We start from the raw sequence: 22,364 nt of genomic DNA on the forward strand, positions 1-22,364 counted from the left end.
ACCAAATAGGTAAGATCAATTGTTAGTAATTGATAGCTCAGCTTGACTAAATTTAGCTAATTCTAATTTTTTATGGCAACTTAAGGTAAATAAAAAGCCGACTAAAAATCCTACCATTACAGCTGCTATAAACCCCCAAAATGCCACCCCCATAAATACCGGCAATGTAACCAGTCCAGGGAAAGCAAATGACATTGCCGAATTAGCAAAATAGCCCGTCATAGCACCACCAATCGCACCGCCAAGGCAGACACCTATCATCGGTTTTTTAAGTGGTAAATTAACCCCATACATGGCGGGTTCAGTAATGCCAAATAACGCTGATATTCCTGCTGAAAAACAGATAAATTTGAATTGTTTATTTTTAGCTAACAAGAATACGGCAAACGCTGATCCTGCCTGAGCAAATACAGCTGGTCCCATCATGGCGAGAATCGTATCAAATCCATTTAAGTTAATATTATTTAAAGCCAGTGGGATTAAACACCAATGAAAACCAAAAATGACCATTAACTGAATAAGACCACCCAATATAAAGCCAGCTAAAATCGGACTGGTTTGATAGACCGATTGATATCCAATTGCCAGATATTTACTAATCCCAACCCCTAATGGTCCCAATGTGGATAATGTTAAAGTAGAAATAAGAATAATACTAAGTAGTGGTGTTAAAAAGCCACTCACAACATCCGGTAATATTTTCTTAAACAATAATTCAACATAATGCAAAATGCCAACTGCTAATATGATCGGAATCACGCTAGCACTATAGGTAACTGGATAAATAGTTAAGCCGATAAAGTTAATCGTCTCACCTTTATCTAACATCTCAACAAGACTTGGATAAAGTAAAATTCCAGCAATAACCACCGCGGTATAAGGGTTAGCTCCAAATTTTTTAGCTGAAGTATAAGCAAGTAGCATCGGTAAAAAATAAAAAAGACTATTTGCCATTGCATGTAAAATTTTATAGGAGTCACTTTCCATAGCGATACAATCTGTAGTTTGCAAAATAGCTACGATTCCAATCAAAATACCACATGCACATAATTGATTAACAAACGGGAGAAAAATACCCGATATGCCATCTATCAGTACATCAATAACCACTAAAAATTTAGCTTTTGTAGGGGGATTCACTTCATCAATGGTGATTGTGTTCATCATGATTACCTCAAATTAAAATAGTAACTCGGCAGCACCAACTATGCCGAAATCATCGCCTAATTCAGCTTCTTTAAAATAGACAGGTAAATCACAATGATTCAAATCATTAAACATACTCTTAACTGGATCAAATAATTTATCACCAATATTTAACAATCCGCCACCAAGCACAAAACAGTTAATATTTAATGCTGAATAAAGGTTATAAAGCCAAACTGCCATATATTTAGCCATTTGATCTATCGCCCAAATAGATAATGAATCGTCTAAATCATAAGCCTGACTAATATGTAACACATCAATAGCATCGTGCGAACCTGCCATATCAAGCATAATGGTTTTATGACCTTCAAGGATCTTTTGTTTAACATGTTTTACAATCATCGCACCAGAACAATACGACATAAGACAACCACGATTACCACAGCCACATTCAATGCCTTCCCCTGGTGTAGCAATCATATGACCAGTCTCTCCAGCCCAACCATAGCGACCACGAAATAGCTTATTATCAATAATAATCCCTGTTGAAATACCAGTACTGACAGGACAATAGAGCATATGTGTAAAACCACGACCTGCGCCATTACGGTGTTCAGCTAAAGCAGCAGTATGCGCATCGTTATCAAGCATAATTCGAATATTACCGCCTAATTTTTTATATAAATAGCTACGCGCAGGGAAATCTTTTATCTTTGGTAAGTTTGCCGTTTTCATAATACGGCCTTCTTCATAAAAAATATAAGAAGGCATACCTATGCCAACACCGCGTAGATTGGAGTAATGAATCTGGTGTTGATTAAGAATAGCATTCACATTATCAGCAATTTCATCAAAAAAAGCTTGTCCATCTAAATTTGCATTAGTCGGTAATCTATTTTTAAAGATGAGATTTTTATTGCTATCAAAAAGTCCATATGCAGTTTTAGTACCACCAACATCAATCCCAATAGTAAAATTATTCATGTTATTCCTCATTATTACTTGTCTCTTTATTTTTGATTAAAACATAAATAACTTTCGATCGAAAAATTAACGACTTACAAATGAATATTTTAATTTTAAAAATGTGATCTAGATCTTAATTTTAAATTTTATGCTCAAAAATGTGATCTAGATCACAGACGCTTTCGTTCGAAAGTTATTATTATGTAGCAAAGATAAGGGAGCAATGTATGATTTTTAATTTACAACGATATTCCACTCATGATGGACCCGGAATTCGAACAGTAGTCTTCTTGAAAGGTTGTTCTTTAGGCTGTTTTTGGTGTCAAAACCCAGAAAGCCAATCGGCTAAGCAAGAAATCCTGTTTGATGAAAGGCTTTGCATTAGTGATTGTGATCTTTGTTCTGCATCTTGCCCAAATTTAATCAAAAAATCAAATGGACACATTCAGATTAATCGAAAAGCAGCCGAACAAACTGACTATCAAAAAATACAAAACGTTTGTCCTAGTTTAGCATTAACTGTATGTGGTGAATCACTATCAGTACAGGATGTGATGCAAACTATCGATAGGGATAGTCCGTTTTATCAACGTACCGGTGGTGGCGTAACTTTGTCGGGTGGTGAACCTTTTATGCAACCTAAATTAAGCCAAGAAATACTTGCTGCTTGCAAACAACAAGGCTATCACACTGCGGTTGAAACGTGTTTGCATGTGCCATGGAAAAATATTGAAGCGTCATTGCCATATTTAGATCTTTTCTTGGCGGATTTAAAACATACTGACGAATCGATTTTTTATGCCTGGACCAAAGGTTCAGCTAAACGGATTTTAAAAAATTTTCAGCACTTAGCAAAGACAAACAAAAAGATCACAGTCCGAGTGCCATTAATTCAAGGATTTAATGCTGATGAGAAATCGATAAAAAGTATTGTTGATTTTGTTGCTAACGAAATACCGACAGATGAGATCCACTTTTTACCGTATCACACATTAGGTATCAACAAATATAAAATGCTCGATCTGCCATATCATGCACCTAAAGAGCCACTAAACGACGAAAACATCATCGATTTTGCAACCCATTACGCCCAACAAAAACAGTTAACCGCTGTTTTACGAGGATAACCAAGGAGAACCTTATGTCTACTCTAGACCTGACTACTGTCACACCAAGGATCCAAGCACATAAAAATGCATTGATTCATATTATTAAACCACCGATTTGTGTAGAACGCGCAGAGCATTATACCGAATCTTACCAAGAACATTTGGCACAACCCGTGGTATTACGTCGTGCTTATGCTTTAGCCAATCACCTAAATAAAAAAACAATTTGGATAAAACACGATGAATTAATTGTGGGTAACCAAGCTTCTGCACCAAGAGCGGCACCCATATTTCCTGAATACACTGTTGGTTGGGTAGAAAAAGAAATTGATGTATTAGGTGATCGCCCAGGCGCAGGATTTGAAGTCACCGAACATGACAAGGAAGTCTTACACCGCGTTTGCCCATGGTGGCATGGTCAAACAGTACTTGATCGCTGTTATGCACTATTTAGTGATGAACACAAATCATTACTCGATACTGTGATGATCAAAGCCGAAGGCAATATGAACTCAGGTGATGCTCATCTTGCTGTTAACTTCCCATTTATTCTGGAAAAAGGCATTGATGGTATTATTGATAAAATTAAGGAACGTCGTAGTCGCATTAATACCACTGATTTTGATGATTTTCATAAAGATCACTTCCTAAAAGCATCAGAAATCTCCATGCTAGCCATGAGTAAATATATTGAACGTTATGCTCAATTAGCCCGTGAAATGGCAACTAAAGAAGAACGTTCATGGCGTAAAGATGAACTATTACAAATTGCTAAAAACTGTGAGGTTATCGCTCATAAACCACCAGAAACATTCTGGCAAGCTGTTCAATTATGCTATTTTGTCATGTTATTGTTACAAATCGAATCAAATGGTCACTCGGTATCGTTTGGACGCATGGACCAATATCTCTCTTCATGGTATGAAAAAGATGTTGAGCAAGATAAAACATTAACTCGCGAAGCAGCTATTGAGTTATTACACAGCTGTTGGTTGAAACTGTTAGAAGTCAATAAAATCCGTTCAGGCTCACACTCTAAAAGCTCAGCCGGTAGCCCGATGTATCAAAACGTGACGATTGGTGGGCAAAAACTGGTCGATGATGTACCTGCTGATGCCGTAAACTCATTATCTTATGCTATTTTAGAGTCTTGTGGACGCTTAAAATCCACCCAACCTAACTTAAGTGTCCGTTATCATGCTGGAATGAGTGATGACTTTTTAGATGCTTGCGTACAAGTTATCCGTTGTGGCTTTGGTATGCCGGCGTTTAATAATGATGAAATCGTTATTCCTGAATTTATTAAACTCGGTGTCGAACGCCAAGATGCTTATGAATATTCAGCAATCGGTTGTATTGAAACAGCAGTACCGGGTAAATGGGGTTATCGCTGTACAGGAATGAGCTTTATTAACTTTGCACGTGTGGCATTAGCGACATTAGAAGGTGGTAAAGATGCCACCAGTGGTGTAGTTTATTTACCACAAGAACAAGCCTTAAGTAAAAATAACTTCAAAAGTTTTGACGAAGTCAAAGCACAGTGGGATAAACAAATTCGCTACTATACGCGAAAATCAATCGAAATTGAGTATGTGATTGATACTATCCTAGAAGAAAATGCGCATGACATTATCTGCTCAGTATTAGTCGATGATTGTATCGAACGCGGTAAAACCCTTAAACAAGGTGGCGCGAAATATGATTGGGTATCCGGTTTACAAGTCGGACTGGCTAATACCACTAACAGCTTTGAAGCAGTTAAAAAATTAATTTTTGATGAACACATCATCAAACAAGCCGATTTAGCTAAAGCATTAGCGGAAAACTTTGCCGGCTCTGCGGGTGAACAATTACGTCAACGCCTACTTAATGGTGCACCAAAATATGGTAATGATAATGATGAAGTAGATTATCTTTTAGCTGAACTATATAACTACTACATTGACGAGTTAAAAAATTATCGCAATCCTCGCTATGGTCGTGGTCCAATTGGTGGTACTTATTATGCTGGTACTTCATCTATCTCTGCCAATGTACCATTTGGCGCTCAAACCGCTGCAACACCAGATGGTCGTAAAGCATGGACACCGTTAGCCGAAGGTGCCAGCCCTTCATCCGGTACAGATACCTTAGGACCAACAGCAGTATTTAACTCATTAGGTAAATTACCAACGGATAAGATTCTTGGTGGCGTGCTGTTAAACCAAAAACTCAACCCATCCACTTTAGACAATCCGCGTGATAAGTTAAAACTCATGATGATGTTAAGAACATTCTTTGAAGTGCATAAAGGATGGCATGTTCAATATAATGTTGTTTCACGTGATACATTACTTGCAGCGAAAGCACATCCGGATCAATATCGTGACTTAGTTGTCCGTGTTGCTGGTTATTCCGCATTCTTTACAGCACTATCACCCGATACTCAGGATGATATTATCGCCAGAACAGAACACGTTATCTAATTAATAGCTAATTTATAAACCTCAGCAATTTAAAGACCTACTCTTGTAGGTCTTTTTTAATGATTTTATTAATTCTATTAAGTAATAAGGCAAAATTATTTTTGCTCAACAGGTTGGATCCACATTTGCTTATTTTTAAAATCAATTTTAACTCTGTTTTTACTTAAAAAGTCAGCGCCTAATAATCCGTCAGATTGAAATTCATTAGGAAATGAATCAATTATTATTGGCAGAACACTATCATTCGCGACATTATTCACATCAAGTGATATAGATTTAAAATTATCTTCAGGATCGCTTATTTTAATTGATTCTGGTGAAAGTGATTGTTGTTTGATAAGTGATACCGTCGCCCCGGTATCTAAAACCATTTTATAATTCTTGATACCGTCAGACAGAGTGACGACCAAACCTTCATCATTTAAATCAAAGGGGATAGCAACCCAATTTGGATTTAAGTCGGTTGAAGTATCATCTGATATCGTTATATTACTTTCCGGATAATTGATAGTTAATACGTAACCATCAAACAACCCAAGCCCAATAACAGGTTTATCTTCATCTGTATCCTCACTATCATCAATAGTCGGATCGCTTGAAATAACTAATCCCCAATCCTTATATTCAACCACTTGCACCTTGTTAAAGGTAAAAGAATTTAATTCTAACTTGTTGACAATAAATGATTTAAGTTCTGTGACACCCCCAGAAAGATCAATCGATCTGATTTTTTCAGAGTTTTCCGTTTTATTAGGAATCTTATTAATTAAATCCATTGGTAGATGTAAAGCTATTTTCGAACCGGTATCCAACGTCATGGTAATTTTTTCACCTTGAAAATCCATCATGATTAAAGGTAAATTATATTTGCTATCAAAAGTTATATCCCAAGTGACTTGAACACTTTGTGCAAAGTGGCTGATAAACAGCATGATTAGTAATAATATTTTTTTATTCATTGAACTATCCTCACTGTATTCTTATTCCTAATATCTCTTTTCAATTTGAAATTACTAAAAATGTTTATTATTGATCCTTTATTTTTTAGCTATTTTAATCGTTATTAATTGATAGACAACAATACAATTTCTATATCATGACTTTGTGTTTGCTACCCCTGATTATTCATTGTTTTTTGAGGTAGGATCAACAGAAACAGAAAATGAGATTACTGCCAAAATAAAATCGAATTTATATATCTATCCAAAAACCGATAGGCATCTTTTTTGTTTTGCCACTTTTATAATGACAAATGCCATGTAATTCATTACTATCTTTCCCTACGTGTTTATATCGATATTGATATATGGATATGGCGGTTTTATAACAGGTAACTATATTTATAACAGGTAATTATGCTGTATTTAATGAATGAACGACAACAAGAGATTATTTATAAAGTTAATGAACTCAATCAAGTTAGTGTCAATGAGTTAGCTGAACAATTTAATGTTTCTGTTGTGACCATTCGTCATGATCTCAATTTTTTAGAGCAAAACGGTTATTTAAAACGCGAGCATGGTTATGCCGTGGCAATCGATAGTGATAATCTTGACGCTCGCATGAAGATTAAATTCCCGTTAAAGCAAAAGATAGCTGAATACGCCGCCTCACTCGTCAATAACGATGAACATATCTTTATTGAAGGGGGGAGTACCAACGCCCTACTCGCCAGACATTTAGCCTACACACGTCGTATCACCCTAATTACCTCAAGCTACTACATCGCTCAATTGCTAAAAAATACCGAATTAAAAGTGGTGGTCATTGGTGGCGAATATCAGAAGAAGAGTGAAAGTGTGGTCGGTGAACTTGCTTGCCTTGCGATAAAACATCTCCATTTTGACAAAGCATTTATTGGTATTGATGGCTTTTTACCAGATACTGGGTTTTCTGGTCGAAACCAAATGCGGACTGAGTTAGTTAATACCATATTAACCAAGCCTAGCGAAAACATCATCATCACTGATTCATCAAAGTTTGGTCAAAAACAGCCATATCAATTATCGCCACTCGAAGCCATTCATCGGGTAATTACTGATCAGGCAATTAACATTGAAGATGAGCAGTATCTAACCGCGAAAAATATTATTGTTGATAAAGTTGTGTAATTAAGCATAAATCATGTTAACTAACGCTAGTTTTGTTCGAAGATTAAGTTAAAATTAACCCAATATCTACATCACCCCCTCATTTCTTGAACTTTTTTGATACTTATTTTGAGTAATTTGTTTACTGGGTGTTTATTTTAGATTAATTAAGTTAACTATTTCTTCTCTATGAACACCAAAAGGAGGTAAAACTCCTTAATTATTTTTACAGAAATATCAAATAATCAGTGTTAAAAACCTCCAAGAGTATTTAAGGTAAAAGTGTAGCTACTTAAACTTGACACTCCTTTAAAATCGCGGGACGATATGGCTATTGAATTAGCTTAATTTGATATGATGACTATGACTGGTACGCATTATTCTATCTCTCCGCTTGATTTTAGTGATGAGCAAATCACTGTCCCCTACCTAAAACAGCAACTCGATGCGTTTCAACAATGGTCGATCACTCAATTTGGAAACCATGTTGATATTGATGATTTAGTCCACTTGCGTAGTCAATTTATCGATCAACTACTTAAACGATTATGGCATTACTATCAAATTCCAGAACACGTTTCATCACTCTTTAAAAAGAATCGCATTGCACTTATTGCTGTTGGTGGTTATGGGCGTTGCGAGTTACATCCTTTATCTGATATTGATATTCTGATATTAAGTGATAACTCACTAACCAAAGAGCTTGAGAAACAGATAGGCGATTTAGTTCGTTTGCTTTGGGATCTTCATCTGGATATTGGCCATAGCGTCAGAACATTAAAAACCTGTCTGCAAGAAGCTAAAAATGATATCACTATCATGACTAATTTAATTGAATCACGGCTAATTGCAGGAAGTGAGTCATTACTTAAGGAGCTTCAAACCTATATTTTTAGTGATAAAATTTGGCCTTCACCGGCGTTTTATCAAGCCAAAATTAAAGAGCAACAACAAAGGCACCAACAATATCATAGTACCACCTATAATCTAGAGCCCGATTTAAAAAATAGCCCGGGTGGCCTGCGGGATATGCAGATTATTCAGTGGCTGGCTATCCGCCATTTTGGTGGCGAGTTTTTACAAAAAATTGCCCATTTTGACTATTTAACCCCAGACGAAGTTGAAGAGTTTAACACATGTCGTAAATTTTTATGGCGTATGCGTTTTGCTTTGCACAGCGTGATTAATCGTTATGACAACCGTCTGCTGTTTGATCGTCAGTTAAGTATCGCTAAAATGCTAGGTTATAGTGGTGAAGGTAACGCTCCGGTTGAAAACATGATGCATGATTATTATCGGGTAGCACATAATATTACCGAACTCAATCAGATGCTGTTGCAATTATTCGATGAGTCACTATTGAAACGTTATTCACAATATAACACCTATGACATTGATGAGTATTTCCAAAGCAAAGATAATCTAATTGATGTTAAAAATAATCGTGTTTTCATAGATGATCCGGTGATGATTCTTAAGCTGTTCTATACACTTTTGCTTAATCCGCAAATTACCGGACTTTACTCTAATACCATTCGGCAACTTCGTTCTGCAAGACGAAAATTAAGTTATCTATTGTGTGAGCAGCCGGAAGCCAGAAAATTGTTTATAAAAATCATCAAACATCCTGATGCTATTAAAAAGGCCATTTTACCTATGCATCAATATGGGATTTTGGCGGTTTATCTACCTGGTTGGCAACAAATTTCTGGAATGATGCAGTTTGATCTGTTTCACACCTATACTGTCGATGAACACACGATACGCCTATTGTTAGAACTGGATCTTTTACGTACAGAAGAAGGGAAACAAAAACACCCCAATAGTTCAAAGGTATTTGCCGAATTATCCAAACCGGAATTATTGGTAATTACCGGATTATTTCATGATATTGGTAAAGGACGACATGGCGATCATTCGGAAATTGGCGCGAAAATGGTGGAATCTTTCTGTCAATTGCATGAATTAGATGCTAAAGATACTGATTTGATTGTTTGGTTAGTTCGTTACCATTTATTGATGTCGGTAACTGCCCAAAATCGTGATCTCCAAGATCCACAAGTTATTCGTGAATTTGTACAATTGGTCAAAAGTAAACGACGCTTGCAATATTTGCTCTGTTTAACCGTAGCCGATGTCTGTGCTACTAATGAAACCTTATGGAATAGCTGGAAACAGAGCTTAATGCGCGAACTCTACTTAACCGCTGAACGGTCATTTGATTCTGGCATTCATCAAATACCAGAGCAACGTAGCATAGCGCGGCAACATAAACAGCAAGCACTAACTGAATTGCTTGCCAAAAATTATGATGAACAGAGTATTAAATATTTTTGGCAAGATTATCGCATTGACTACTTTTTGCGCTATACCGCTGAGCAAATTGTTTGGCATGCTGAGCTGTTATTAAATAAAGATTTACAGCAAACTTTAGTTGCCATTAATCCTAAACCGCATCATGGTGGCAGCGAAATCATTATCTACTCACCCGATAGACCATTTTTATTTGCCGCTGTGTGTAATGCGTTGAGCATGTTAAATTTGAGTATTCATGATGCATTAATTATTACCAATAAAAATGGCTTGGCGCTTGATACCTTTATTGTACTTGAACCTAATGGCCAAGTGGTGCCAGAAAATCGTCACCAAGATATTATTCAAATCTTAAATAAAGTGCTCAATCAATCGGTTTATAAAGGGGTAACGATTAAACCCGCTAAACAGAGATTACGTTCGTTTTCGGTGCCAACGCAAGTTAACTTTATCTCATCGTTTAATGACAATCATACTTATATGGAGTTAATCGCCCTTGATAAGCCAGGATTACTTGCTTGTGTCGGCGAAGTCTTTGCAAAATTAGACTTATCGCTGAGGAGTGCTAAAATAGCCACCATCGGCGAACATATTGAAGATCTGTTTATTCTAACCGATAAACACAACAAAGCCCTTGATGATAACACCTGTCAGAAACTAAGCGAATCGATAGTAATGGCTATAGATTCAATAAACTAATAAACCAAAAAAATTAACACTATGCAATTTTTTATTATCTTGTTTCCTATTTTTTGTATTTTTATTGTCGGATTTATTTCGCAAAAAGTTCTAAAGTTTGATGTCGCCAATCTTTCTAAAATGTCACTGTATGTGCTTTCACCTTTTTTGGCATTTAAAACCTTTTATACCCATACTTTAACTAGCGATTATTTTATCTATATTGTTTATATCTTTGGACTCTGTTTTTCATTGGTATTGATTGTTAGCATTTGGTCAATTATTATGCGCTATTCGATCAAAGAGCGCTGTGCGTTGATTTTAAGTTCATGTTTTATGAACAATGGTAATTATGGTACGCCAGTATTACTGGTATTTTTTGGCACACTTGGATTCGATTTAGGCGTGATTATGATGGTGTTACAACAATTTGTTATGAGCACCATTGGCATTTATTATGCGGCTAAAGGTAGCGCGCATAGTGATATTGTCAGTCAAAAAGATGTGATTAGAAAAGTAATTCGAATGCCAGTTGCCTATGGGGCTTTTGCCGGCATTATTTTCCAGCTTGGCCACATTCCATTATCAAAATCGATTATGACCTCGATTGGTATGATCGGTGACTCATCGATTGTGATCATTATGATTATCCTTGGTATGCAATTAGCGAAAATCAAAATTACCCAGCTCGATTACCCAAAACTATCATTTGCTTTAACTACTCGGATGGTGATTTCACCAATGGTTGCATTTGCGATGGTTTACTTTATGCCACTTACGCCAATGTATAAACAGGTTCTTATTGTTTTAGCTGCAATGCCTAGTGCCGCCAATACGACCTTAATGTCGGTACAATTTGATACTCATCCAGAACTGGTATCTAGTGCCACTTTAGTGAGTACCTTGTTAAGTTTGATCACCTTACCAATCGTACTCTCATTGGTTGGCGCACCTATTCCGATTTAAACAAAGAGCATGATTAAAGCGCATTGAACCACTCCAACGAAATCCTAATGGATAAAAAGCGTTTAGCCTGAGTTTGGATAGCTTTTAATCGTTGCCAAGCCACTCTTGTTCAAATTGTTTAACAAATTTGACTAAAATTTCATGGCGCTGCTCGGCGATTTGTTTAGCGGTTTGAGTATTCATCATATCTTTGAGTAAAAATAGTTTTTCATAAAAGTGATTAATTACCGTGTTTGGTTGCTTGTAATTATCTTCATTGAGCTTGGTGCGAGGCAAAATATTGGGATCATGCATGATATTATGTTTGTTACCACCATAATAAAAAGTACGCCCAATACCAATCGCCCCAATTGCATCAAGACGATCAGCATCTTGAACAATTTGCCCTTCCAATGATAGTGTTGTTTTTTGTGAAAGGTTTTTTCGATAAGACATATTTTCAATAATATCGAAAATAGCACGCATTTCCTCAGTGGTTAAATTGAGTGATCGCAAATAGTCCTGCAATTCATTAATCGCATTGTTAACATCAGCAATCACTTTCTCATCAATAACATCATGCAAATAAGCACTCATCAAGACAATAAAGGCATTTGCTTGTGGTTGATGGTTGAGAATTTTGTTGGCTAGCTTTACCACTCGCTCAATATGCGCCATATCATGGCCAGAGAAATCATGTGAAAGCTTCTGTTTGACAAACGCTTTAACGTTATCTAGGGTGGTTTGTTGTTGGGGTGTTAGCGTCATTTTATTATACTTATTAAAATTGGAGTGATATTTTATTTGTTGTCTGAATATGATCTATTTTACCGCAGCTAGCATTTAACCGCTATCTATCCATTTAGATGATGATTGATAGATAAAAACAGAAATCCTTGCCAAAAAATCACTAAATCCATTTAAAACGAATAATTAATCGGATTTAATCTCACAACTGATGGTTATTTAATCTAATTTACTAAAAAATTCCTTGTATTTAATATTTTTTTATATTTTCTTTAATTTCTTTCAATTGTTTTCACTAATTTCGAAAGGTAGAATGCCTTAATGAAAATTCATTATCACTGCAACTAACTGGAGTTGATTAAGTGAAAATATCAGCACGTAAAGTTCTGCCTTGGCAGCTTATAGAATGCTTCACTCGATATCGTCAATTTATCGCTCTACTATTTGGACTATCTATTTTTTGTATTGCATTGGTAGTGTGTTGGCATTTGTTAAAAACCATCAATCTTAACGATTTACAATCAGCACTACAGCAACTTCCTTATCATGCAATTTTGCTTTCGGGTTTATCGGCAATAGCCAGTTATAGCATGTTGATTGGCTATGAATGGTCGGCGGCACGTTATGCTGGGGTTAAGCTAAAACCGTCAACAATTATAATGGGGGGAATTTGTGCTTCAGCCATTGGTAATGCTGTCGGGTTATCCGCGTTATCCGGTGGTGCCATTCGTTGTCGGCTCTATTTTAAATATGGACTTAGCACAATTGATGTGGCGCGGATGTCGATTTTTGTGACCCTTTCGCTAGGCTTTACCTTACCGTTATTAGCAGCAATCGCAGCTTTAATTGATATTAAAAATAGCGTGATCGCCCTCCATATTTCGGCAATGAGTATTGAAATAATGGCTAGTGTGGTGTTGCTTAGTTATGTCGGTGTTTTGCTTTTTTTACATGCGCACCGATTGTCGGCAACACCCAATAACGATACGCGGTTATACCAAATCTTTCATTGGAAAATCCGTTTACCTAACTGGCGCTTAGCTAGCAGTCAACTTGTAATCACGTTAGTTGATACGATTTTAGCTGGGGCGATCCTCTACTTTTTACTCCCAAATCAACCAAACTTTATCACTTTTATCTTGATTTATATTCTAGCGTTAGTGGCTGGGGTGCTTAGTCATGTTCCTGGTGGTGTTGGTATATTTGAGGCGATTATATTAGCCGCTTTTTCATCGCAAATTGGTGCCGCATCCTTAACGATTGCCCTCGTAATCTATCGATTGATCTATATTTTATTACCGCTGATTCCTGCAGGAATTTTGTTATTAATTAACGAAGGTAAACACTTTTTATCGGCTCCGCAAGTTAAAGAAACCGATACCGGCATAGCGGCAACGATTATGGCTTCAGTAGTATTCTTTGCCGGCGTGGTGATGATGTTTTCGAGTGTTATCCCGGGATTTAATCATCATCTTGTCACTACCTTTATACCGAAAAAAATTGTTAATTTTGCCCATTTAACTGCCAGCTTAATTGGTGTGTTATGCCTATTATTGGCAATGGGATTGCGTCGCAGGCTTTATTCTGCTTGGGGTTTATCGGTTATATTATTGATATTGGGTAGTATCTGCTCGTTGTTAAGAGGTTTACACTGGATTGAAGCGGCGACATTATTAACCATCGCAATACTCTTGGGCTATTTTCGAGATGCGTTTTATCGTAAAAGTCGATTAAGCATTTTACCTTTTTCATTAAAATCCTTTGTGGTTAGCTTTGGTTTAATTATTCTATTTATTTGGCTAATCTTATTTATCTATCAAGATATCCCGTATAGTCATGATTTATGGTGGCAATTTGAATTAGATAGCCATGTTCCTCGAGCCTTGCGTGCCGCGTTAGGAAGTTTGATATTATTAAGTGGAGTGATGTTGTTTTGGTTATTCAAACCGGCACTACCGATCTTAACTATTGCCACTAAAGAGGAGTTAAACCAAGCTCATCAGATCATCCTTGACTCAAAACAACCCGAAGGTGGGCTAGCGATGAGTGGGGATAAATCCTTACTCTTCAATCAATCAAAAACCGCTTTTATTATGTATGCAAGGCGCGGACGAAGTATGGTTGCTCTTTATGATCCAATTGGCGATGATAACGCCCGAGCAGATTTAATTTGGGCATTTAGAGATCTTTGTGATCAACACCATTTACGTCCCGTTTTTTACCAAGTTAACGCAAACAATCTACCCTTTTATATGGATATAGGACTTAGAGTGGTCAAACTTGGCGAGGAAGCATTGGTAAATTTACAAGAGTTTGATTTAACATCAAAAGGTTATAAAGATCTACGATATACTTGGAATCGCGGGCAACGAGATGGCCTGAGTTTGAAATTTTATCCGCCTGGAACTGCACCGCTGGATCAACTAAAAATAGTCTCGGACACATGGCTGAAAAATAAACAGGCAAAAGAAAAGCAATTCTCATTAGGCGCTTTTTCGCAGTCCTATTTAAATAATTTCACCATTGCCGCGGTTGAGTACCAAGGTCGCATTATTGCTTTTGTGAATCTATTAGAAACCGAGCAAAACTATAGTGCTAGCATTGATTTAATGCGAGTTCTCCAAGATATTCCTAAGTCAACTATGGAATTTTTAATGGTAGGATTGATTTTACATTATCAGGAAAAAGGATATCAGTACTTTAGTTTAGGTATGGTGCCACTTGCCGGCATGCAAAGGCGACGTGGTGCCCCGATGATCCAACGCTTAGGTGCGTTAGTTTTTCGCCGTGGCGGACGTTTTTATAACTTCCAAGGCTTGCGTCGCTTTAAAGAAAAATTTGCCACCCATTGGCAACCACGTTATATGGCAGTTCCGGCAGGACTTGATCCTTTGGTCGCCTTAATTGACACCACGATGTTAATTTCAGGCGGGAAATCAAATTTAACGCAGAATAACAATGAATAAAATGAAAAAAATCCTACGTTATGTTTTATTCTTCGTGATGTTACTTTTAATCACAGCATCTATAGCCGTCGGTTGGTATTTTTATAAAAATCAACGCAGCGCTTCTGTAGATACGATTACGGTCAGTCAAAATTTTTCTATCTTATCGGCTTCACCAAAACAATCGGCCGAAGCTGCAGCCATTATTGTTGCAACCAAAGATAACCACTTTACCGCAGATCAGTTATTAACCTTATCAGAATCAACAGGCGCTAAATTGGTACAATTTGAATTACAACCGCAAGGAAGTTGTGACGAACAGCAAACACGTTTTGAACAGGCACAGAAAATCTTAAATGAAGCTAAGTTTGTTGTTGCCGGCATGCAAGAAGGTGCGGCATTTGCTTATCGCTGGTTAAGCAAGCAACAAAATGATGATGCCAAAGCTTTATCGATTGAATTTACTTTAGACCATAAAGATTGTGACGCACCTTTACCTGCACAAGCAAGTCATGGAATCTGGCAAGTGATTTGGAATAATCCACCTGATGAACAAGTTGCCATTTTTCCTCGCCAACAAAAACAGATCAAAGTCACCACCAAAATTGGTGAGTATCAGGCATCACCAACTGAGTTGTTAAGTTTACATTTATCCTCTATTTTATTTGGCGAGCATGAACCATTACCGGTGATTGAATTACCGGCTAAAGGTCAACAGCCCCATCCTAACAGTGTTACCTTTTATTATTCCGGTGACGGGGGATGGCGTGATTTAGACAAAATTTCGGCTGAATATATGGCTGACCATGGTTACTCGGTGGTTGGTGTCGATGCGCTAAAGCTATTTTGGCAACATCGTTCGGTTGAACGTAGTGCTAAAGATTTAACCAATTTAATGCAAGAGTATCGAGATAAATGGGGGATTAATAGATTTGTTTTAGCTGGTTATTCCTTTGGGGGAGATATCTTACCGGCGCTCTACAATCGATTATCCAAAGAAGATCAACAAAGTGTGCAAGCTTTGATTATGATTGCCTTTTCTAAAGAGGCTAATTTTGAAATCGAAGTCAGTGGTTGGTTGGGGCAATCGGGCGATGAAATGAAAACTGCCCCTGAAGTGAATCAAATTCCGGCAAATAAATTATTTTGCATTTATGGTGAAGAAGAGAAAGAGGATACCGGTTGCTTACAACCGGAGATGAAAGGCGAAGCATTTCGATTACCGGGTGGCCACCATTTTGATGAAAATTATCAGCACTTAGGGCAAGTTATTATGCAAGCAATCGATAAGCGCATACAGTAATCGTGGCACTTTAGGTAACATTTTTTAAGTCAAAGCATTAATAAAATATTAATGCTTTTTAAGTTTGATTTTCCCTTCAGACAACAACACGCCACTAAGCGTAAATAAAGTTCCAATTGCCGCAATCCAAGTAAAAGGTTCATCTAAAATGACAACCGCATTAATAATTGTCAAAATTGGTACCAAATAAATATAGATGCTAATTTTTACCGCACCGACTAATTTCACCGCATAATTCCAAGAGGCAAAACAGATAGCCGATGCACCAACACCTAAGAATAAAATATTGATTAAATTGACGGGTTGATTAAATCTTGACAAATTCCATTCAAAATCAAATAAATATAACGCTGGCAACATAAACATTAGGCCATAAAGAAAGAATCTTCGCGTCAGTAAAATAATATTGTAACCATAATTACTACTTCGTTTGGTTAAAATTGAATAACATGCCCAAAATAGACAAGCAAATACCGCCAGTAAATCGCCAAGTGGATTAACTGATAATACAAATTTTCCATTTAAGGTAATTAACACAATACCAATCATCGAAAATAGACAACCGATATAGAAGCTTTTAGCGGGTTTTTCAGTTTTCAGAAAGAAGATCGCCAAAATTGCGGTAAACACCGGCGCCAATGTGGTAATCACCCCAACATTTGAGGCGGTGGTATAGGTTAACGCAATATTTTCACAAAGAAAATAACATGTCACCCCACAAAATCCGGCACCGAGGAACATTAACTCCTGTTTAATCCCCTGCCAAGCAAAAAAGCGAGGCGCTAATAACCAAAGTGTGGCATAACCTAGGGTAAAGCGAAAAAAGAGAATTTCAATGGGTTTAAAATCTGTCAGTAATACTTTGGTGGCCACATAGGTTATTCCCCAAATAAATACTGTCATCAGTGCTATCAGGTGCCCTTTTGTTCTCGATGAAAATAACATGAAAATTCTCTGCTCACTTATTATTGATACGTCATTGATTACCCTAATATTTATTAGCCAAATTAGACCAACAAAATAAGCAAAAGATAAGCCTTGATAATGATTGATATGACGCTATTTTATGCGAAAGTTAAAATCGTTAGATATTAACGTACTGTTAATTATTGTTCAATAAGTTTGATATAGCAATTATTTCATCCGTGGTATGGTGCAGTATAAGAGTGCGGAAATTGCAAGGTTTGTGAGATCTAACTAGAATTGTAGATAAAAAAAATCCACTCAACGAATTGAGTGGAGGGCAAAAAAATGAATTAACGTAATCTGATTATATAGACAAACTAAATCATAAAAAGTTCCAACTAATTTTTAAAAATTTTCATATTTTTCTAAAAAAAATTATATGCAATTGATTTATTTTAAAAATTATTTTAAAAAATATTTAAAAAAATATAAATATTTCTTATTCCTCATCCCATAAAAACTAATTTTCTTAAAACTTAATTCCATTGCAAATTTAAATAAGCTGACGCTATACTGCGGTAACAAATAGTCTATATAGCTATATAGGAGCATTTATGAAAAAGAATGTTGTTTTATTTAGTAAAATTCCAGCTGATCAACAAGAAAGACTAGCGCAAGCTTTCAATCTAACACTATTTCAAGGTGATCCTAAAACCGATATTAGTGGATTTATCCAAACATTAGCCAATGCTGACGGTATGATTGGATCTAATATTCCAACTCGAGTTGATGATAATTTTTTGCAACACACCCCTAAATTAAAAGCTGCGGCGACAATTTCAGTCGGTTTTGATAATTATGATTTGCTTGCTTTGAAAAAACACGGCGTCCGATTAATGAATACTCCGAAAGTTCTCACTGAAAGTACCGCTGATCTTATTATTACCTTACTTATGGCTACCGCTCGTCGAACCGTTGAACTATCTAATCTTATTCATAATGGCGGCTGGAATAAAAGCATCACACTTGAGTATTTTGGTACAGATATTTATGGTAAAACCATTGGTATTTTAGGCATGGGGCGTATTGGTCAAGCCATAGCTAAACGTGCGCATTGTGGTTTTGATATGAACATCATATATTATAATCGTTCAGCCAATGCCCATGTTGAACAAGCCTATCAAGCTAAACGTCTTGAACTAGATGATGTCCTTAAACAAGCTGACTTTGTTGTTATCATTTTACCGCTAACCGATCAAACCAAACGGCTTATTACTAAACAAAAATTAGCGCTAATGAAATCATCAGCAATCCTTATCAATGGTGCTCGAGGTGCGATAATTGATGAACAAGCACTCTATGAAGCATTAAAAAATAAAACAATCAAGGCTGCTGGCTTAGACGTTTTTGAAGTTGAACCATTAGCCAAAGATTCGCCATTATTAAAACTTGATAATGTTTTATTATCACCACATGTAGGTTCAGCAACCACTGAAACTCGGTATGCCATGGCCAAATGTGCTGTTGATAACATTATTGCTGCTTTAAAACCAGAACAACCAACTGAAAATTGGGTAAATCCTGAAGTCGGGTAACTTGTATTACTGCTTGAATTCACCTATAATGCCCCAATATTGTCTATAAACACCAATCACAATTGGGGCTGATTCTGGATTCGACGGGATTTGCGAAACCCAAGGTGCATGCCGAGGTGCGGTAGGCCTCGTAAATAAACCGCAAAAAAATAGTCGCAAACGACGAAAACTACGCACTAGCAGCTTAATAACCTGCATAGAGCCTTCTCTCCCTAGCCTCCGCTCGTAGGACGGGGATCAAGAGGAGTCAAACCTAAACGAGATCGTGTGGAAGCCTTGCTTGGGGCGGAAGCATTAAATTTAATCAAGCTAGTTTATCAGTGGCGTGTTTGTCCGCAGCGGGTAAGCGAAATTTAAAGACAAACTACGCATGTAGTACCAAGGATGTAGAGATTTCGGACGCGGGTTCAACTCCCGCCAGCTCCACCAATTCACTATTCAGTAACATTCTTTTAAATCCTATAAAACACATCAAAACTAACAAATACAAGGCTTAAAGCCTATTTTGTTATTCATTAAGCACCAGTAAGATACATTTACAGCCAGAATTTTTAGGTATATGCTTAGGTATACGAACACAATATACTTAAAACCCGTATACCTAAAATCATTATGCCAAGAAAGACTCTACCATTAACCGACACACAAATAAAAGCAGCCAAACCAAGAGATAAAGATTATTCTTTATTTGATGGTGGCGGTATGTATCTTTTAATCAAAGCGAATAACTCTAAGATTTGGCGTTTTAAGTATACGCGCCCGTATACCAAAAAAGGAGCATTAATAAGTTTTGGCAGTTATCCAGAAGTTTCGCTACAACAAGCGCGAAAACAACGGGACGAAGCGCGCGAATTAATTAAACAAGGTATAGATCCTCAAGAACATAAGGCAGAACAAGAGCAACTACAACAAGAAGCTAGCAATAATACTTTTTATGCTATGGCGCAAAAATCGTTTAAATTCAAAACTGAACAAGGATTAGAAGAACAAACCTTAAGAAAAGCTTGGCGCTCATTAGAGAATCATGTTTTCCCATATATAAAAGATATTCCCATTAACCAAGTAACAGCTATTAAAGCAATTAATGCACTACAGCCATTAAATAACAACAATAAATACGAAACAGTTAAGCGAGTTTGTCGGCGAATTAATGAAATAATGTTTTATGCTGTCAATATGGGGATTCTTGATAATAACCCTCTAGCTAGAATTACCGATGTTTTTAATAGCCCAAAAGTTAAAAATCAGCCAACTATACCCCCTACTGAATTACCCGAATTCATGCAAGTACTGGCTATGGCAAATATTGAACTACAAACTCGATGCGTTATTGAATGGCAATTGCTAACTTTAACGCGACCAAGTGAAGCCGTAGGGGCTAAGTGGGAAGAAATTAATCTAGATAAAAAATTATGGAGTATTCCTGCCGAACGCATGAAAATGGATAGACCTCACAATATACCCTTATCACCGCAAGCAATAAAAATACTTGAGATAATGAAATCTATTAATCATAAAAGTGAGTTTGTTTTCCCAACAGCAAGACCGCCTTATAACAAGCCAATGAGTAGCCAAACCGCTAACATGGCAATAAAGCGCATGGGATATAAAGATAAGCTTGTTGCGCATGGCTTAAGAGCTTTAGCTAGTACCGCTTTAAACGAACAAGGCTTTAATTATGATGTCATTGAAAGCGCGTTATCGCATGTAGATAAAAACGCAGTAAGGCGAGCCTACAACAAAGCAGAATATGAACATCAAAAGCGTATTATGCTTGACTGGTGGGGTGACTTTGTCGAGCAAGCCAGTAAAGGGAATGTCTCATTGTCAGGTAACCGCAATTTAAAACTTGTTAATCATTAACTCTGTCTAGATACCGTAACCCATATTTGGGTTACCTTACAAATCAATATGTTATCTCAATACCGTAACTTTAGATTACGAAAACCGACCATCTATTGCACAAAAATATAATTGATTAATTTTAAACCAAAAAAGTAATTTGAAACTAAAATTTATTGAAAATACGATTAAGATTATCTAATGTGGGTAGCTCTTCAATAAAATTAAAAGGTAAAAAAATGACTAAATTTTATGTTAAAGATTATTCTCTTAGAGTATTGAAAAATAAAGAGGGTGCAGAAAACCTATATTTATCTTGTACTTTAGAAAAGCCTAAAACACAAGATATTGAAATCCGTCACTATAGATTTTGCCAAGATAACGAATTTAAAGAGATGGATATATTATATCATTTCATTGACTATGGATTAAATAATGCAAAAAAAGAAGGAACTAAAATTGATATTTCACCAAGCGGTAGACTTTATGTGTTCATGACTTTACCTGATAGGAATAAAGAAAATAAATCTACGATTGCTAGAATTACAGGTGAGGAGATGGAAGAATTTTACAACCCAAATCCAACTAAATCATAAGTTAATGACAAATAACATCAGTATTATTCTTTGGCACAATCGGCTGAAATAATACTTTTGCCTGCCATCAATTATAGTTGATGGTGTTGGTGAGATTCACTGCCAACAAAAGTGCTATTGCTCAATTAGAAAAAGTCAAAGCTTGTATAAGTGCTAAGGCAAAATTCTGCCTTAGGTCAAGAATACCTACTATTACAGAGGTATCATCAATACATTAGTCGTAACCCATATTTGGGTTACGCTCTCGTCATTGATAAAACCCGTCACTCAAATTTGAGTTACCTATAATTTATTATTATGCATTAATAAATCCTACCCAATGGAGAAATAGGCTCCTATACTTTGCTTATTTAATTACCCCCATTAATTTGGAATTTATCAGATAACTATACATACTATACATAAACACAAAAAACTTTATATATATTAATATATTATATTATGTATACTTATTTTTTAAGTGTTCATAAGTATTCATTACTATACATACATATATGTCTTTTAGATCACACATATAACAATATGATTTATATTAATATTATAGATAACCTTAATATTCAATTTGTTAATAATCAATATGTTATTATTTTGCTAGATCATTGGGTAGCTGAATGGTGATTTCCACCATACAGGTATTAAATTTGTAATCTGCTGAAAAGCTAGCAGGTTTATTACATTGGTTTGAGTTATTCAACCATAGATATTTATGGTTATC

Annotated in this window: 15 protein-coding genes and 1 other RNA gene; 11 read left to right on the plus strand and 5 right to left on the minus strand. The window is 36.3% G+C overall.

Translation table 11 applies throughout. The annotated features are described in order from the left end of the window. Positions 1 to 15: 15 nt before the first annotated feature. Both DKK79_RS11395 and DKK79_RS11400 read right to left on the minus strand, forming a co-directional pair. Entirely contained in the window at positions 16 to 1,167 is a 1,152-nt protein-coding gene (locus tag DKK79_RS11395) for a PTS transporter subunit EIIC (RefSeq protein ID WP_220019238.1), read from the minus strand. Positions 1,168 to 1,179: 12 nt separating this feature from the next. After that, entirely contained in the window at positions 1,180 to 2,133 is a 954-nt protein-coding gene (locus DKK79_RS11400; protein ID WP_181415313.1) for an ROK family protein, read from the minus strand. 209 nt (positions 2,134 to 2,342) lie between these two features. Between DKK79_RS11400 and DKK79_RS11405 the strand changes: the two genes are divergently transcribed. Both DKK79_RS11405 and DKK79_RS11410 read left to right on the plus strand, forming a co-directional pair. Continuing rightward, a complete protein-coding gene (locus tag DKK79_RS11405) occupies positions 2,343 to 3,242 on the plus strand; it encodes a glycyl-radical enzyme activating protein (RefSeq protein WP_110424198.1) in 900 nt (299 codons plus the stop codon). A 14-nt stretch (positions 3,243 to 3,256) separates the two neighbouring features. After that, positions 3,257 to 5,689 (plus strand): formate C-acetyltransferase/glycerol dehydratase family glycyl radical enzyme, encoded by a 2,433-nt coding sequence (locus DKK79_RS11410; RefSeq protein WP_110424199.1) that lies wholly within the window; start codon positions 3,257 to 3,259, stop codon positions 5,687 to 5,689. A 95-nt stretch (positions 5,690 to 5,784) separates the two neighbouring features. Here the strand turns inward: DKK79_RS11410 and DKK79_RS11415 are convergent, their stop codons facing one another. Beyond that, the gene (locus DKK79_RS11415) at positions 5,785 to 6,648 is read right to left on the minus strand and encodes an aspartyl protease family protein (RefSeq protein WP_110424200.1); all 864 of its coding nucleotides are present in this window, start codon (positions 6,646 to 6,648) and stop codon (positions 5,785 to 5,787) included. A gap of 408 nt (positions 6,649 to 7,056) precedes the next feature. On the opposite strand from DKK79_RS11415, the gene DKK79_RS11420 reads away from it, so the two are divergent. From DKK79_RS11420 to DKK79_RS11430, 3 genes are all read left to right on the plus strand, one after another. Continuing rightward, entirely contained in the window at positions 7,057 to 7,800 is a 744-nt protein-coding gene (locus tag DKK79_RS11420) for a DeoR/GlpR family DNA-binding transcription regulator (protein ID WP_110424201.1), read from the plus strand. Positions 7,801 to 8,133: 333 nt separating this feature from the next. After that, entirely contained in the window at positions 8,134 to 10,791 is a 2,658-nt protein-coding gene (gene glnD / locus DKK79_RS11425; RefSeq protein ID WP_220019243.1) for a bifunctional uridylyltransferase/uridylyl-removing protein GlnD, read from the plus strand. Between the two features lie 21 nt (positions 10,792 to 10,812). After that, the gene (locus DKK79_RS11430) at positions 10,813 to 11,736 is read left to right on the plus strand and encodes an AEC family transporter (RefSeq protein ID WP_110424203.1); all 924 of its coding nucleotides are present in this window, start codon (positions 10,813 to 10,815) and stop codon (positions 11,734 to 11,736) included. Between the two features lie 84 nt (positions 11,737 to 11,820). On the opposite strand, the gene DKK79_RS11435 is transcribed toward DKK79_RS11430, so the two are convergent. After that, positions 11,821 to 12,483, minus strand: coding sequence for an HD domain-containing protein (locus tag DKK79_RS11435; protein WP_110424204.1), 663 nt, complete (start codon positions 12,481 to 12,483; stop codon positions 11,821 to 11,823). A 341-nt stretch (positions 12,484 to 12,824) separates the two neighbouring features. Here DKK79_RS11435 and mprF point away from each other — a divergent pair, with 341 nt between their 5' ends. Beyond that, positions 12,825 to 15,428: a bifunctional lysylphosphatidylglycerol flippase/synthetase MprF gene (gene mprF, locus DKK79_RS11440; RefSeq protein ID WP_220019245.1), complete on the plus strand. Its 2,604-nt coding sequence runs from the start codon at positions 12,825 to 12,827 to the stop codon at positions 15,426 to 15,428. After that, the gene (locus DKK79_RS11445) at positions 15,421 to 16,710 is read left to right on the plus strand and encodes a virulence factor family protein (protein WP_110424205.1); all 1,290 of its coding nucleotides are present in this window, start codon (positions 15,421 to 15,423) and stop codon (positions 16,708 to 16,710) included. The genes mprF and DKK79_RS11445 overlap by 8 nt, the downstream gene beginning before the upstream one ends. A 48-nt stretch (positions 16,711 to 16,758) precedes the next feature. Here the strand turns inward: DKK79_RS11445 and DKK79_RS11450 are convergent, their stop codons facing one another. Then, positions 16,759 to 17,655 carry a DMT family transporter gene (locus DKK79_RS11450; protein WP_110424206.1) on the minus strand — a complete coding sequence of 299 codons (897 nt, stop codon included), beginning with the start codon at positions 17,653 to 17,655 and terminating at the stop codon, positions 16,759 to 16,761. Between the two features lie 575 nt (positions 17,656 to 18,230). Here DKK79_RS11450 and DKK79_RS11455 point away from each other — a divergent pair. The 4 genes from DKK79_RS11455 to DKK79_RS11470 all read left to right on the plus strand — a co-directional run bounded on the left by DKK79_RS11455 (position 18,231) and on the right by DKK79_RS11470 (position 21,649). Then, the gene (locus DKK79_RS11455; RefSeq protein ID WP_110424207.1) at positions 18,231 to 19,211 is read left to right on the plus strand and encodes a 2-hydroxyacid dehydrogenase; all 981 of its coding nucleotides are present in this window, start codon (positions 18,231 to 18,233) and stop codon (positions 19,209 to 19,211) included. Positions 19,212 to 19,275: 64 nt separating this feature from the next. Continuing rightward, positions 19,276 to 19,640, plus strand: a transfer-messenger RNA (tmRNA) gene (gene ssrA / locus DKK79_RS11460). Positions 19,641 to 19,823: 183 nt separating this feature from the next. Continuing rightward, positions 19,824 to 21,074, plus strand: coding sequence for an integrase domain-containing protein (locus DKK79_RS11465; RefSeq protein ID WP_110424208.1), 1,251 nt, complete (start codon positions 19,824 to 19,826; stop codon positions 21,072 to 21,074). Between the two features lie 218 nt (positions 21,075 to 21,292). Next, positions 21,293 to 21,649, plus strand: coding sequence for a hypothetical protein (locus DKK79_RS11470; RefSeq protein WP_110424209.1), 357 nt, complete (start codon positions 21,293 to 21,295; stop codon positions 21,647 to 21,649). Positions 21,650 to 22,364: the final 715 nt, after the last annotated feature.

The sequence above is a fragment of the Gilliamella apicola genome (assembly GCF_003202915.1).
Taxonomy (GTDB): domain Bacteria; phylum Pseudomonadota; class Gammaproteobacteria; order Enterobacterales; family Orbaceae; genus Gilliamella; species Gilliamella apicola_Q.

Excerpts from the sequence above, each read along its gene's own strand:
- DKK79_RS11450 (WP_110424206.1), bottom strand. The coding sequence starts at position 17,655 with ATGTTATTTTCATCGAGAACAAAAGGGCACCTGATAGCACTGATGACA.
- DKK79_RS11410 (WP_110424199.1), top strand. The coding sequence starts at position 3,257 with ATGTCTACTCTAGACCTGACTACTGTCACACCAAGGATCCAAGCACAT.
- DKK79_RS11415 (WP_110424200.1), bottom strand. The coding sequence starts at position 6,648 with ATGAATAAAAAAATATTATTACTAATCATGCTGTTTATCAGCCACTTT.
- DKK79_RS11465 (WP_110424208.1), top strand. The coding sequence starts at position 19,824 with ATGCCAAGAAAGACTCTACCATTAACCGACACACAAATAAAAGCAGCC.
- DKK79_RS11395 (WP_220019238.1), bottom strand. The coding sequence starts at position 1,167 with ATGATGAACACAATCACCATTGATGAAGTGAATCCCCCTACAAAAGCT.
- DKK79_RS11400 (WP_181415313.1), bottom strand. The coding sequence starts at position 2,133 with ATGAATAATTTTACTATTGGGATTGATGTTGGTGGTACTAAAACTGCA.
- DKK79_RS11455 (WP_110424207.1), top strand. The coding sequence starts at position 18,231 with ATGAAAAAGAATGTTGTTTTATTTAGTAAAATTCCAGCTGATCAACAA.
- DKK79_RS11470 (WP_110424209.1), top strand. The coding sequence starts at position 21,293 with ATGACTAAATTTTATGTTAAAGATTATTCTCTTAGAGTATTGAAAAAT.
- DKK79_RS11420 (WP_110424201.1), top strand. The coding sequence starts at position 7,057 with ATGAATGAACGACAACAAGAGATTATTTATAAAGTTAATGAACTCAAT.
- DKK79_RS11435 (WP_110424204.1), bottom strand. The coding sequence starts at position 12,483 with ATGACGCTAACACCCCAACAACAAACCACCCTAGATAACGTTAAAGCG.
- glnD (WP_220019243.1), top strand. The coding sequence starts at position 8,134 with ATGATGACTATGACTGGTACGCATTATTCTATCTCTCCGCTTGATTTT.
- DKK79_RS11405 (WP_110424198.1), top strand. The coding sequence starts at position 2,343 with ATGATTTTTAATTTACAACGATATTCCACTCATGATGGACCCGGAATT.
- DKK79_RS11445 (WP_110424205.1), top strand. The coding sequence starts at position 15,421 with ATGAATAAAATGAAAAAAATCCTACGTTATGTTTTATTCTTCGTGATG.
- DKK79_RS11430 (WP_110424203.1), top strand. The coding sequence starts at position 10,813 with ATGCAATTTTTTATTATCTTGTTTCCTATTTTTTGTATTTTTATTGTC.